We start from the raw sequence: 13837 nt of genomic DNA, 5'->3' as shown, positions 1-13837 counted from the left end.
TCTCTTGTCATACAGATAAGAAAGAGAGGAGTGTGAACTATGGTTAATGTGGAGCCAATTATAATTGATAATTATACGTTTATTGCGGTTAGCGTGAAACTTCCAAAGACGAATTTGCTAGCTGTAATGAGCGATAAAGGATATATTATGTGTGGTGCATTAGATGTAGGTCTTTTAAATGAGAAATTAGGTGATCGAGGAATTATTGCTGGCCGTGCGGTTGGTGTAAGAACGATTGAACAACTTCTTGAAGCGCCACTAGAATCGGTAACGACTGGAGCTGAAGCGTTAGGCATTCCAGTAGGAACGATTGGAAAAGAAGCATTATTAAAAATGAGATAAGCATATATCGTCCCTCCTTCTTGCATAGAAATGATATAAGAAGGAGGTTTTTTTATGAGTATATTTCGCTCGAAAAACTCGCGGTTTCGAAGGGGACCTATTGCCTTTCGGTATATACTGCTTATGTCGTTTATTCTTTTTGTTATATTACTTACGCAAGGGTTGTGGATTGTGAATAATAGTATTCAGCCGACCTTAATTAAATATGGGGAAGTAGAGACACATAAAATGGCGACAGCAATTATGACGAAGGCGGTAAAGGATAGAATTAATGAAGGATTCGATGTCGATTCATTAATGAAAGTACAGAATGATAAAAACGGAAAAGTATCCACAATTAATTTAAATACGAAGCAAGTAAATGAAATCGTAACGTCAACGACCACGTACATAGAAAAATATTTGCAACAAGTAGAACAAGGAAAGTTGAAGGAGCTAGGTATTTCTGAAAAAAACGGGGCGACTATGGCAGTTCCTTTTGGACGTGTAACTGATAATGCACTCCTTGGTAATATAGGACCAGATATTCCGATTCATTTCACGCCAATTGGGCATGTGAATACAGATATTAAACAAAAAATTGAGCCGCATGGAATTAATACTACAGCGATTCAAATTGTTATGGAAATGGAAGTAACATTGCAAGTAATTATTCCATTTCATACGAAAGAGATAACTGTGAAACAAAATGTTCCGATTGCGACGCGTATCGTTCAAGGGGAAGTGCCTACGTATTATGGAAGCGGAAGTGTTGCTGTACCTGATAAAAAGAAAACAGATAGTTAGTTGCATATAAAGTGATACTCGGCTGAGCCGGGATTTTACTGGATAAAAAATAACCGTAGCAATGCAGCTACGGTTATCTTTTTGTATTTGCTCGTTCTTTGCGTTCCCAAAGGTTTAAATGCATGTATGGATCGAAGGCCCATTCTGTATAGCCATTGTCTTTATATATGCCAAAATGTAAGTGGGGTGGGAATTTTCCGGCTGTACCAGGAGGTCCATAACCAGTGCTACCAACAAATCCAATTACTTTTCCTGGCTCAACAATTTGTCCAAGCTGTATTTCTTTTGAGAACCCGCCTAAATGAGCGTAATAATGGTAATTGTTATGAAGGTCTCGAATACCAATGCGCCATCCACCAAGGCGGTTCCAGCCTTTTGTTTCAATAATGCCATAGCAAGTCGATCTTACTGGCACGCCATATCCAGCGAAAATATCGGTGCCTTCATGAATTCGTCTTCCGCCAAAACTTCTTCCAGCGCCGAAAGTACTACGGTAGCTATGGTCACTACGAATCGGAAGAGGAAAAGCATTTCCTTCTAAATTAATACGTCCATAATGTTTATAAATTTGGGCGTACTCGCTAATTAAATCAACTGTTTTTGCACGTCTATAATATTCCCAAAGCATAATTTTAATACGGTCTTCTGACGTTCCTTGTTTCCTTAAAATAGTCGCTGCGGTATGCAGAAGATCACGGTCGCTATTTGCATTTGCAAATCCATCTTTGTCACCATCTAAACCTATTCCGCCAAATAGAGAAATTGTATGGGGGAGAGTATCGTTACTATTAACAGGTCCAGCCCATATTTCTGGTTTGAAATAAAGGGAAATGATGGCATCTGGTTTTTTTGGAATATCTTTTCTTACGCTCCGTATATTTCTTTCATATTGATCCATTGCAGCTAAGTAATACCATGGAATGCCTGAAGACTGCTCGGTTTCTTTATATAGTGCCATGCGCTTTTCGTATATGCTTTGCTGATTATCTTCACCGTAAGCGATGTTTTGGTGGAGAAGAAAACAAATAGAAAGCAAAAGAGAAATTTTTCGAAGCATGAAATAGACTCCTTTCACAACATCACTCTTTTTAGTGTGGGATATACGGAGTATTTCATTATAGGGAACGATTGGAAAAAATCTTAGAATCTTCATTTGAGCAAATCGCTTTCATACGTTAGAATAGATATGTTACATTGAAAGAAGCGAACACGGTAAACTATTTCATATTGTGCGGAGTTGATAACCATGACAAAACAAACAGAATATAAGCGCAAGCCCGAATGGTTGAAAATTAAGTTAAACACGAATGAAAACTATACAGGCTTAAAGAAAATGATGCGTTCTAAGAATCTTCATACCGTTTGTGAAGAGGCAAAATGTCCGAATATTCATGAATGCTGGGCTGTAAGAAAAACAGCAACATTTATGATTTTAGGTGCGGTTTGTACACGTGCTTGTCGTTTTTGTGCGGTTAAAACAGGCTTACCAACTGAGCTTGATTTACAAGAACCAGAACGCGTAGCAGATTCAGTAGTACAAATGGGCTTAAAGCACGTTGTTATAACAGCGGTTGCACGTGATGATTTAAAGGACGGCGGAGCAGCTGTTTTTGCTGAAACAGTACGAGCAGTACGTCGTAAAAACCCATTCACGTCTATCGAAGTATTACCATCTGATATGGCTGGGGTAGAAGAAAACTTAAAAATGTTAATGGATGCAAAACCAGATATTTTAAACCATAACATTGAAACAGTACGTCGATTATCTAACCGAGTTCGCGCTAGAGCAAAGTATGACCGTTCATTAGAGTTTTTACGTCGAGCAAAAGAAATGCAGCCTGATATTCCAACTAAATCGAGCATTATGGTCGGCTTAGGTGAAACAAGAGAAGATTTAATTGAAGCAATGGATGACTTACGTGCAAACAATGTGGATATTTTAACTCTTGGACAATATCTACAACCATCTAAGAAGCATTTACCAGTTATTAAATATTATCCACCAGCAGAATTTGCAGAGCTTAAAGAAATTGCACTTAGCAAAGGATTTAGCCACTGTGAAGCTGGCCCACTTGTGCGTTCTTCTTACCATGCGGACGAGCAAGTACGTTCTGCAAAAGAAAAAACAGCAGAAGCTAAATAATGAAAAAAGAGAGCTAACGATCAGCTCTCTTTTTGTTTGTACTCTAAAACGGTATTTGTACATGTTAATAAAATCTTTTTTAATTCTTCTGTGGATAATTCAATTGTAAATTCAGGTACACCAGGTGTAATTAAAATTTTATCGTACGTATAAACGGAACTGTCCACAATAATTGTTACTTCTTGTGAATAACCAAAAGGAGCTACACATCCTGGAGTACAGCCAGTTTCCATTCTTAGTTCATCAGGAGAACAGAGCGATAAGCGTTCTCCCGTTATTTCTTTCATCTCTCCGCGGTTAAGCCGATTTCCTTCTAACGTAAAAAACACATAAAAATTTCCAGATGTTGATTTTAAAAATAAGCTTTTACTTGGAGTACCTTGTAAGCCAAGTCTTTCACGTACAATCCGATCCGTCTCATAATCGAGTACTGGTTCGTGTTCGAATTTTTCATAAGAAACATTTGTTTTATGTAGTAAAGCAAGTACGTCTTCGTACATATGAAATGATACCCCTTTCTATTGTTAGAACAGTCTCTTCTCGTGGCGTCAACTGAATGTTTTGGAAAGGGATATTACTTGGACGATGCTTCCCATAAGCGTGTTATGATACATTGTTCGTCGATTGTAATTTCGTAAATATCAGGATTCGTTAAAGTTCTCCATTCATTAAAGCCAATCGTATGATCAAAATGCTTTAAAATGAGCGTAAGTAAATTGCCATGTGTAACAAGTAGTGTTGTCGTATGGTTTAATTGTAAAACGTCTTGAATAAGCGATATGGCACGGTCTGTTGCTTGTTTTGTTGACTCTCCGCCTGAAAAGGCAATATCTATATTCGTAAAAGTGGATTCTAGTTTTTGCATCCAATCATCCATTGGAACGTTGCTCAATATGCGTTCAGTTAATCGTTCATCTTCTTGGATAGATAAGTTAGCTTGGAGTGCATAGGGCCGAATGGAATCGATAGCTCGGACAAATGGGCTTGAAATAATATGATCGATTTGTAGAATATTTTCTAAGAGGAATGTAGCAAGGGTATTTGCTTGGTCTTTTCCATCGGTCGTTAATTCAGCATCACATTCTTGCCCAGTTGCTGAACAATGTCGTATTAAAATAATTTTCTTCATAATTCATCCCCATCTTTCAAGTTGACGCTATATACTTCGACAAATGTGGAAATAATTCCTTTTTATTGGAAACAGCATATGGATTTAAATATGTGGAAAAGTAATGTGGATAATAAAAAATTGAGGTGCAATGATGAAAAAAATGATATGTATCGTATTCATTATTTGTTTTCTTGCGCAATTGTCCACAACATATGCAGAATCCAACCGAAAACTAAATTATCCAAGCAATCAAAATAAGTCATTTGTGAGTGGGGATGTTTTTTATAAACAGTTAGATAAGAAAATTTATAAAGAGTACAAAAATGCAGCATATAGTGTTCGTAAAAAAATTTCATTTAAAGAAGTGGCTGATGAGGAATTTTCTTTCCTGCAAAAAACAGCTGTCGGTTGTCGAAGTAGAGTGGTGCTTCAAGATTTTTTTGTTCACCCTGATCGCCAAGTTTATTTTTTCGCTTCTTTTACTCAAAATGAAGTAGAAGCGTTTCATAAGTACATCGTTATAGATGCAGAAACAAAGAGGGAGCTGCAAGAGGGCAAAAGTTATCATCCATATAAAAAATAAACCACCAATTTTGGTGGTTTATTTTTTACTCCGGTACACTCATTAATTTCTCTTTCATTTTGCGAATAAGAACGACAGCGCCAATTGTACACAGAAGTGTAATTCCTTCGGCAACGAAGATGTTGATTGTTTTTGTTTGGTAAAGTGCCGCGAAAAAGTCTACAAATGCGTGGAATAGTATAGCGTATACTAGGAAGATGTATTTCTTCTGTTTTACTGCGTATAAAACAAGCATTGTAAAGGCGATTTGAAGCACGAGTGCCATAATTCTTTCTAAGCTACCAAGGAAGTATAAGTAGGCAGGTTGCTGAATTAACATGTCCTGTAAAATACTGAGCTCGGGTTTTTGTTCAATCAGTCGAGAGAAGCTACCATCGTTAATAGAATTAGCAAAAATTAATGCTTGTAATGCAGAAAAACCGCCAATTAAAATAGATTCAATTCCGCCGTGACCAATTCCATAAGCGAAGCCATCTTTATATTCTAGATATTTTTTTAGTAAGAAGAAGAAGGCAACGAAGCGTCCTAATTCTTCAAAAATACCAGCAGTCAATCCGCCATAAATTGCGAAGACAAACGGATTTTCTAAAAATGGAGCGATTGTTGGATTACCGCGCATAAATAGGTGGAATGGTGTTTCAAGAATTTGAGTGAATCCGATAAAGATAAGAACACCAACGCCGACTACTTTCCAATTAATATTATATTTTTTACGGAAATAAACGAGTACGATAATTGGGAACAGAATCGAGACAATGAGTTGAAAAATGATGCTGGCAATTACAGTATTTGAAACCATACTTTCACCGCTTTCTAATATATGTACATATCTATTATGCATGAAATAGGGGAGAGATGAAACTTTTAGAAAGAAAATGAATTTACTTATTGACTCTAACGTTGCGTCATACTTTATCGTATGTACTAAGGGGGAGATACAAATGACAATGAGAGTAAAAGAAGTAGCTGATTTAGTTGGAATTAGTGTGCGCACACTGCATCATTACGATGAAATTGGGTTGTTAACCCCAGACGAGACGACAGAGTCTGGATATCGTCTGTATTCCAATGAAAATTTAGAGACATTGCAGCAAATTTTGTTTTTTAAAGAGCTTGGCTTCCCTTTGAAGAAAATTAAAGAGATTATCATGAGTCCATCATTTGATCGCGAAGAGGCACTACAGCTTCATAAGAAGATGCTTCTTGAAAAGCGTGCCAGATTAGATAAGGTGATTGCGACGATTGATAAAACAATTCAGCATACAAAAGGAGAGATTGAAATGACGAATAAAGAGAAATTTGAAGGATTCGATTTCAGCCATAACCCATATGAAGAAGAAGCACGTGAAAAATGGGGAGATGCAGCTGTAGATAAAGCGAACGAATATGCAAAAGGTATGTCAAAAGAGAACCAAGAGGAGTTTAATGCTATTTATAGAAATTTAGCAACGCTTAGACACGATGCACCAGATTCTAAAGAGGCGCAGGCAGCTATCAAAGTATGGTACGATTACTTGCAAAACTTTAGTCACTATTCATTAGACGCTTTTAAGGGACTCGGTCAAATGTACGTCGCTGATGAGCGCTTTACGAAAAATATCGATAAGTTTGGCGAGGGGTTAGCGCAGTTTATGTGTGATGCGATGGAGATTTATGCGGATCGTAATAAAAAATAAAAAGTAAAACAGGTGGAGGTTCTCTCCACCTGTTTTACTTTTTAATCATATTATTTAAAGTCTGATCCCCCGTATTGTTCAAATGAGGATTTTTACTCATTTCACGTTTTAGCATATCGAGGCTTTGCGTATATTCTGTATCATTTAATGCGCCAGATTGAAGCCCTTGAATTTGAGAAATTAACTTTTGGTCTGTTGATACATATGCTTTATAATAGCGAGGGACGATGGACAAAGCGGTTTTATATACTTGATCTGCTACGAGTTTTGGATCCGTTGTGTTTGCACGATATACAACAAATACTTCATCATCGGTAACGAGTGTAGCAGCGTTTGTAACGTCAGGAAGTTTGACTGTCATGCTTGTAATCATTTCAGCGACTTTCTCGCGATTAATGGCCCCTACTTGTTTGTTAGATACTTCATGCTTTTGTTTAGAAGAATAACCGACTCTTGTGAGTCTTGTATTTGTATTTTCCGTATGATACATGTCGTTTTTATTGGAAACAAGAACACGGCTTCCTTCTTCACGTTCCATTTCAGCTTTGTTCGCTGATTGGCAGCCTGCAAATAAGGAAAGAGTGAGAAGGGAAAGTAAAATTTGTTTTTTCACGATGTATCACCTCCTTCTCTATAGCATGTACTAATTTGCAATTTTTTGTATTTGAAATTGTTGGTTGTTATGCTTTGTGATACGATAAAAAGAAGAATGCTTAGAGAGGAAGTTAATGATGGAGCAAAAGCAAGAGCAAGAGATTCATGCTACGGTGAGCATTAATAATGTTCAGTACGAAGTAATTAAAAACTTTCGTGACGGTTTTAGTGAAGAAGCATTTAAAGAGCGCTATGCAGAAATTTTAAATAAATATGATTATATCGTTGGAGACTGGGGATATGAGCAACTTAGACTGCGAGGATTCTTTGATGATAGTAACCAACGTGCGACATATGATACGAAAATTAGTACGTTAACGGAGTATTTATACGAGTACTGTAACTTCGGTTGTGCACACTTCGTATTACGAAAAGTGAAGAAATAAAAAAATCCTCTTACAATTGTAAGAGGATTTTTTACATATTCTCGCTTATAAACAAATCGAGATATGATCGCCTTCAGAAAGTATTGCATTTGGTTTCATTTGTTGTCCATTTAATTGAATATCCCCATTTTTAATTTTATCCACAATGCGTGTACGGCTCCAGTCGGAAATATATGTGGATAAGGCTTTATCAATGCGGTGGGAACCGAAAACGATATCTAATACGATCGTGATTTCAGCTACGCCACTTTCTTTATGTTGCGTAATAGAAATAGTAGTACTTGTTTCTGTTTGATCTTGCTGAGTCATATCAATCGTTTCAACGTGATCAGTAAATGATTTATAAATACGCAGTTTTTGATTCCACGTATGATCTTTCGAACATTTATAAATGGCAAAGCGGTATATGTTTTTTCCATTGGCGTTATGCCTACGAATATTCGTATCAGTAAATAGGGTAGTACGTCCACAATTTTTACAATATTTTTCGATTGTGTGTTGCTGATTTTCATATAAACTCCAAGAAAGTTGTACTTTCTGCATTTTCCTTCACCTCTTATAGTAGTGGCAAAGAAACGTAATACAGCTATTTGGATGTCTTGTAGTATGAAGACATGAGAAAAAGACAAAAATAAAAGGAGGTTCCCCAAAGAGGAACCTCCGTAAACATCATACTACAGATGCAATACGTTCCTTTGTAATGGGAATGGGCAGACTACTCCCTTGAAAAAGCGTGGTGCTTTTTTGAGAGTAATGCTATCCAATTGCTGGTCCATTACAAAGTAAATGTTGGCATACGTAGATAACGTCCTTTCTATCCAAATAGATTTATTCTTCATTATAACATATAATACTGAAAATTCGAAATAATGAAGGTGGAAAAACACCAGCTAAAATAGCTGGTGCATACGATAAATTATATAAGTTCAAATAAAAATGAGCGTAATTCTTCTGCAATTTCTTCAGTCATAGAAAATGCGTGCTCTAAGTAGCCTGGTTCGTTTAAATCGTCAGCACCGATAATTGCAAATTTATTACTTTGCATATCAAGTACAATTGTTTTACCGTAATGACGATCGGAGTATAAAAGCGCTAAATCATGACGCTCATTTTCTCCCATAAAGCTAACGAAACGAGTTTTTGTAGCGACAGTGTCGTCGTACAGAAAGAAACGTTCTTCCATACACATGGCTCCTTTATTAAATATCTAAGTTTAAGTGTGGTTTATGATCTAAATGGTGATGCGTTTTAATGAATCGTACTGTTCTTGTTTTGTAACGCATTACGATAGAGTATGTTTCAGCTAAATCTCCGCCAAGGAATTTAACACCGTCTAATAACTCACCAGCAGATACACCAGTTGCTGAGAAGATTGCATCATCCCCAGATACTAAGTCATCTAACATAAGAAGTTGACGAGGGTCTTCTAATCCCATTTCACGACAACGAGCTTCTTCTTCTTCGTTCATTGGAACTAAGCGAGCTTGCATTTCACCTTCAAGGCACTTTAATGCTGCTGCAGAAATAACACCTTCTGGAGCTCCGCCAATACCTACGAATAAGTCGATACCCGTTCCAGGTAGTGCTGTTGCGATTGACGCACCAACATCACCGTCACCAAATAATTTTACGCGTGCACCTTTTGCACGAACACGGTCAATAATATCTTGATGACGTTCACGTTCTTGAACGATAACCGTTAGGTCACGAATCTTTTTATTGTTAGCTTCTGCTACAATTTCAATTGTTTTTTCAATTGGATCATCTAAGCTAATTTTACCAGCTGCTTTTGGACCAACCGCGATTTTTTCCATGTACATATCAGGAGCATGAAGAAGGTTCCCTTTGTCTGCGATTGCAATAACTGCCATTGCATTTGCAAGACCTTTTGCAACGATGTTTGTACCTTCTAATGGATCAACGGCGATGTCTACTTCCGGACCGTTACCTGTTCCTAGTTCTTCACCAATATACAACATCGGTGCTTCATCAAGTTCTCCTTCACCAATTACAACTGTACCTGCCATGTTTACTGAATCGAACATATCACGCATTGCTGTAGTTGCTGCATCATCTGCTTCATTTTTCTTTCCGCGGCCCATCCACTGTGCGGATGCTAAGGCTGCTGCTTCTGTTACACGGACAATTTCTAGTGCGAGTTCACGTTCCAAGATTCCATTCCTCCAATTTCAAAAATCATACAAATATAACTATAACAAATAACGGAGAAAAGGTGAATTCGAAAAATTGTCGATTTTTTCAGAAGAAAGCGTTACAATTAAAATGTAAATGCTTTAATTTCCAGGTAGGTGACATTCATGTATTTTGTAGACAGAAAGAAAATAGAACAAATGCTAGTATGTTTAGAACGAGCAACAAGTACATTTCAAGAGAAAAAGATATATGAAACCGAGTTTGAATTTTACGCATTAGAGCGCATAGCCCATCTTATTATTGATACTGTATTAGATGTAGGAAATGCGATGATCGATGGATTTATTATGCGCGATCCAGGAAGCTATGAAGATATTATTGATATTTTAATGGACGAGCGAGTGATAAGTGAAGAAGATGGCCAAGGGATGAAAGAAATTATCCTTCTTCGAAAAATGCTTACGCAAGATTATATTCAAATGAATCATGATGAATTATATAAGACGATTCAAAAACATATTGCAGTGGTGGAAAAGTACCCAGCAAATATTCGCAGTTATTTAGAAAAGGAATTAGGACCTGTATCTGCATTTGTACCAGAATAATTATGCTTATAAGATCCCCAGAGAATACCTTTTGGGGATTTTATATTGTATGTGAGAAAGAAAAGGGAGAAGGGTGAAGTATGGGGGAAGCACGTACTACGAAAGACGAGATTGTACAATTGTTGAAAGTAAAGGGAGAGCACACAGTAGCTGAACTAGCTGACGTTTTAGAGATTACAGAAATGGCAATCAGAAGACATTTAAGTAATCTTGAGAAAGACGGACTCATTTATTCTAAGATGGTAAGGCAACATGTCGGAAGACCAACTTATTTGTATGGATTAAGTGAAAAGGGAGAAGATACATTCCCGAAAGAGTATAAGCAATTTGCGATTGATATGCTAGAAGATTTAGCTCGAATGGGCGATGAAAAAATACTTCGTTACGTTTTAAAAGAGAGAACGAAGCGAATGGAAGAACAGTTGCAAAAGAGAGTAAGTAATCAAAAGAATTTAGCATATAAAGTGCAAGAGATAGCAGCTATGCAAGAGAAAAATGGTTATATGGTTCAAATAAAGAGAGATGGAGAGAACTCTTTCGTAATTGAAAAACAAAACTGTCCGTTAAAAGAAATTGCAGAGAGATTCCCGCAAGTATGTGAAGATGAAAAAGAGATGTATAAGCGTTTATTTACGGACGCAGATGTGAAAACGCTAGCAAACATGTGCGAGGGCGATTGTAGTTGTTCTTACCAAATAAAAGAGAAAAAATGAACGTTATGGGGCGCTTTAAGGTAAAGCGTTTTTTTCTTTGGAAAAAGCGGGTAATATAAGAGTGGTATGATAGGTGAGAACGTTAGCATAGAAGGAGAGACATAATGATGTATAAAGGTTACTTAATTGACTTAGACGGTACGATGTATCGCGGAGAAGAACAAATTGAAGAAGCGAGCGACTTCGTAAAAGCTTTAGGAGAGCGCGGCATTCCTTATTTATTCGTTACGAATAACTCAACGCGTAAACCAGAACAAGTGGCAGAAAAACTTGTTCGTTTCGATATTCCAGCGAAAGCAGAGCAAGTATTCACAACGAGTATGGCGACTGCGAACTTCATTTATGAACGTAAACAAGGTGCAACTGTATATATGATTGGTGAAGAAGGCTTACACGATGCACTTGTGGAAAAAGGATTTGAACTTGTGGATGAAAATCCTGATTTCGTTGTTGTTGGTTTAGATCGTGACATCACATATGAAAAATTAGCAAAAGCGTGTCTTGCTGTGCGTAACGGTGCAACGTTTATTTCCACAAATGGGGACATTGCCATCCCAACTGAGCGCGGGTTATTACCAGGTAACGGTTCATTAACATCGGTTGTAGCAGTATCGACAGGTGTGGATCCAATCTTTATCGGAAAACCAGAATCAATCATTATGGAACAAGCTTTAAAAGTTCTTGGTATAGGAAAAGATGAAGCATTAATGGTTGGGGATAACTATGATACAGACATTTTAGCAGGAGTAAATGCTGGTATGCATACGCTTCTTGTCCACACTGGAGTCACAACTGTGGAGAAGTTAACAGAATACGAAGTTCAACCGACGCAAGTTGTGCATAACTTGACGGAGTGGATTGAGAAGATGTAATGAAAAACAGGTAACCGGAAGAGGTTACCTGTTTTTTTTTATGCATAATTGCATATGTGCTATTGTTATATAAAATGTAAAATTTATATGTAATGATATTAAGGGGAGGGAATTAGAGTGTACTGGATGTCATGTATTATGTTTGTTTTTACATTATGTGTTTTATTTTTTGTTCTATGGAAGATATATAAAATAAATGAAATGAAAAAAAGTGTGGGAAAACTTATTGCAACATATCCACGAGTGAAGAGACGTTGGATTGCATTACTTGGACCAGCATATTTCATTGGACAATGTATGTATATATATGCTCAGTACGTAAGTGGCGATATTGATACAGCTGAACAGTTTCTTATTCAGTCGGGTAGGTTATGTTGTAGCAAGTTGTTTTATGACTTTAATAGCTATCCATCTTATTAAAAGTGTACAAATATATGAAAAAGGTGTAGTAGAAGGATTAAACTTTTATTCATACGAAGAATTAAAAGGCTATAAAACATCGACATGGGAAAATCCAAAAGAAAATATATTTTTATATCGCGGGCGAGAAAAAATGAATGACAATGTGAATTTACTTATTAGACAGGAAGATATGAATGAATTAGAAAGCATTCTTCAAAGATATATTCCGAAATTAATGATGAAATAAAAAACTCCAGTTTTAACAACCGGAGTTTTTTATTAGAATGTACGATTTACTACTTCTTTCACTTCTTCAAGATATTGTTTACGCACATTATCATCCACAGAAGGAACACTTGTATAGAATGTATGCTCAATTGTTTCAATGCCTGTAAAGTCAAAAATACCAACATCCGCTGTTTTCTTCATTGCATCAAACATGCCGCCTGCTGTGTATGCCTCTTTCGTATTACCCATTGTAGATAATAACAATCCTTTTTTACCGCTTAATAACTTTTCAATGCCGTTTTCACCGTAAGCATAAGCAAATCCATGGCTAAACACACGGTCAACGTATCCTTTTAAAATAGCAGGAAGTCCCGCCCACCAAACTGGATAAATAAATGTAATGCTATCAGCCCAAGAGATATGCTCTTGTTCTTCTTTAATATCTTCGGGTGTATTTCCTTGAGAAAATGAGATGAAATCGGAAGCGCCTAATACTGGATTGAAGTTTAATTCGTATAGATCGCGAACGCGTACTTCATGACCTTTTTCTTCTAATTCACGTTTTACCGTTTCTAAAATCGCATGGTTGAAGCTTTCTGTATTTGGGTGTGCATAAACGATTACATGTTTCATTGTTCTTCCTCCTATTTGTGGATATGTGAATAGCTATTTGTATATCTGTAACTATTATGGTTACTACTTTTATAGAAGTCAAGTAATACATATGTATGTATAAAAAGACGCTCGAAAATCGCCTTTTTATACCCCGCTCATACAAAGTACAAAGAAGACGAATAAAATGATAACAATACCAATGCCAAAGTTAAATACGAGAGTACTATCCATATATGTAGCCTCCTTGTTTGAAAGTAAAAAGCACTCTAGTTAAGAGTGCTTTTTTTATTTTGAATCTAATTTATAACTTTTAGAAAGTGATTCATGCGTGTAATGATTTACATTATTTTATGTATTTATACTTTGAAATGAGTAAGTCCTTGTTGGATATAGAAAAAAAGACACTCGTTCGAGTGTCTTTTAAGATGACAAAATGTGCCAATTGCTTGAGGTTGATAAGACGCTAATTTCCGTGTTAACGCCTTTTCTTTAATCAAGAAGTGTAGCAACAGCGATTCAAATAAATTGTACCATCTGTTTAATCGCGGTGCGTATGCAATTGTGCAT

Annotated in this window: 18 protein-coding genes and 1 pseudogene; 10 read left to right on the top strand and 9 right to left on the bottom strand. The window is 36.6% G+C overall.

Translation table 11 applies throughout. The annotated features are described in order from the left end of the window. Positions 1-39 precede the first annotated feature (39 nt). Positions 40-342, top strand: coding sequence for a YunC family protein (locus tag BUA87_RS22305; RefSeq protein ID WP_000248467.1), 303 nt, complete (start codon positions 40-42; stop codon positions 340-342). Between the two features lie 54 nt (positions 343-396). After that, entirely contained in the window at positions 397-1128 is a 732-nt protein-coding gene (gene yunB / locus BUA87_RS22300; RefSeq protein ID WP_000021807.1) for a sporulation protein YunB, read from the top strand. 73 nt (positions 1129-1201) lie between these two features. Here the strand turns inward: yunB and BUA87_RS22295 are convergent, their stop codons facing one another. After that, positions 1202-2185: a M23 family metallopeptidase gene (locus BUA87_RS22295; RefSeq protein ID WP_072940865.1), complete on the bottom strand. Its 984-nt coding sequence runs from the start codon at positions 2183-2185 to the stop codon at positions 1202-1204. 189 nt (positions 2186-2374) lie between these two features. On the opposite strand from BUA87_RS22295, the gene lipA reads away from it, so the two are divergent. Continuing rightward, positions 2375-3271 (top strand): lipoyl synthase, encoded by an 897-nt coding sequence (gene lipA, locus BUA87_RS22290; protein WP_000166367.1) that lies wholly within the window; start codon positions 2375-2377, stop codon positions 3269-3271. Positions 3272-3291: 20 nt separating this feature from the next. Here the strand turns inward: lipA and BUA87_RS22285 are convergent, their stop codons facing one another. Then, positions 3292-3771 (bottom strand): YbaK/EbsC family protein, encoded by a 480-nt coding sequence (locus BUA87_RS22285; protein WP_000272751.1) that lies wholly within the window; start codon positions 3769-3771, stop codon positions 3292-3294. Positions 3772-3845: 74 nt separating this feature from the next. Beyond that, entirely contained in the window at positions 3846-4400 is a 555-nt protein-coding gene (locus tag BUA87_RS22280; protein ID WP_071714570.1) for a histidine phosphatase family protein, read from the bottom strand. Between the two features lie 133 nt (positions 4401-4533). Here BUA87_RS22280 and BUA87_RS22275 point away from each other — a divergent pair, with 133 nt between their 5' ends. After that, a complete protein-coding gene (locus tag BUA87_RS22275; RefSeq protein WP_000738182.1) occupies positions 4534-4965 on the top strand; it encodes a hypothetical protein in 432 nt (143 codons plus the stop codon). 25 nt (positions 4966-4990) lie between these two features. On the opposite strand, the gene BUA87_RS22270 is transcribed toward BUA87_RS22275, so the two are convergent. Next, the gene (locus BUA87_RS22270) at positions 4991-5806 is read right to left on the bottom strand and encodes a YhfC family intramembrane metalloprotease (RefSeq protein WP_072940862.1); all 816 of its coding nucleotides are present in this window, start codon (positions 5804-5806) and stop codon (positions 4991-4993) included. 100 nt (positions 5807-5906) lie between these two features. Between BUA87_RS22270 and BUA87_RS22265 the strand changes: the two genes are divergently transcribed. Continuing rightward, positions 5907-6641 (top strand): MerR family transcriptional regulator, encoded by a 735-nt coding sequence (locus BUA87_RS22265; RefSeq protein WP_000178777.1) that lies wholly within the window; start codon positions 5907-5909, stop codon positions 6639-6641. A gap of 34 nt (positions 6642-6675) precedes the next feature. Here BUA87_RS22265 and BUA87_RS22260 read toward each other — a convergent pair whose 3' ends face one another. Next, positions 6676-7254 (bottom strand): YhcN/YlaJ family sporulation lipoprotein, encoded by a 579-nt coding sequence (locus BUA87_RS22260; RefSeq protein WP_000744131.1) that lies wholly within the window; start codon positions 7252-7254, stop codon positions 6676-6678. A gap of 118 nt (positions 7255-7372) precedes the next feature. Here BUA87_RS22260 and BUA87_RS22255 point away from each other — a divergent pair, with 118 nt between their 5' ends. Next, positions 7373-7681 carry a YutD family protein gene (locus BUA87_RS22255; protein WP_000435946.1) on the top strand — a complete coding sequence of 103 codons (309 nt, stop codon included), beginning with the start codon at positions 7373-7375 and terminating at the stop codon, positions 7679-7681. 45 nt (positions 7682-7726) lie between these two features. On the opposite strand, the gene BUA87_RS22250 is transcribed toward BUA87_RS22255, so the two are convergent. The 3 genes from BUA87_RS22250 to glpX form a co-directional block, all read right to left on the bottom strand. Further along, positions 7727-8224, bottom strand: coding sequence for a hypothetical protein (locus tag BUA87_RS22250; RefSeq protein ID WP_001174588.1), 498 nt, complete (start codon positions 8222-8224; stop codon positions 7727-7729). A 373-nt stretch (positions 8225-8597) separates the two neighbouring features. After that, positions 8598-8864, bottom strand: a complete 267-nt coding sequence (locus BUA87_RS22240; RefSeq protein ID WP_000392611.1) for a DUF3055 domain-containing protein — start codon at positions 8862-8864, stop codon at positions 8598-8600. Positions 8865-8880: 16 nt separating this feature from the next. Then, the gene (glpX, locus tag BUA87_RS22235; protein ID WP_000439090.1) at positions 8881-9852 is read right to left on the bottom strand and encodes a class II fructose-bisphosphatase; all 972 of its coding nucleotides are present in this window, start codon (positions 9850-9852) and stop codon (positions 8881-8883) included. A 147-nt stretch (positions 9853-9999) separates the two neighbouring features. On the opposite strand from glpX, the gene BUA87_RS22230 reads away from it, so the two are divergent. The 4 genes and pseudogenes from BUA87_RS22230 (at position 10000) to BUA87_RS22215 (ending at position 12674) form a co-directional block, all read left to right on the top strand. Next, positions 10000-10440, top strand: a complete 441-nt coding sequence (locus BUA87_RS22230) for a DUF86 domain-containing protein (protein WP_000274010.1) — start codon at positions 10000-10002, stop codon at positions 10438-10440. A gap of 80 nt (positions 10441-10520) precedes the next feature. Next, positions 10521-11153, top strand: coding sequence for a helix-turn-helix transcriptional regulator (locus tag BUA87_RS22225; protein WP_071714569.1), 633 nt, complete (start codon positions 10521-10523; stop codon positions 11151-11153). Between the two features lie 107 nt (positions 11154-11260). Further along, positions 11261-12025 carry a TIGR01457 family HAD-type hydrolase gene (locus BUA87_RS22220; protein ID WP_065229547.1) on the top strand — a complete coding sequence of 255 codons (765 nt, stop codon included), beginning with the start codon at positions 11261-11263 and terminating at the stop codon, positions 12023-12025. 117 nt (positions 12026-12142) lie between these two features. Beyond that, positions 12143-12674: pseudogene (locus BUA87_RS22215) on the top strand (iron ABC transporter substrate-binding protein). A gap of 32 nt (positions 12675-12706) precedes the next feature. Here the strand turns inward: BUA87_RS22215 and BUA87_RS22210 are convergent. After that, a complete protein-coding gene (locus tag BUA87_RS22210; RefSeq protein WP_071714567.1) occupies positions 12707-13288 on the bottom strand; it encodes an NAD(P)H-dependent oxidoreductase in 582 nt (193 codons plus the stop codon). Positions 13289-13837 lie beyond the last annotated feature (549 nt).

Source organism: Bacillus sp. bc15, from assembly GCF_900142585.1.
GTDB classification, from domain to species: domain Bacteria; phylum Bacillota; class Bacilli; order Bacillales; family Bacillaceae_G; genus Bacillus_A; species Bacillus_A cereus.
This window is presented reverse-complemented; position numbering and strand designations above follow the sequence as displayed.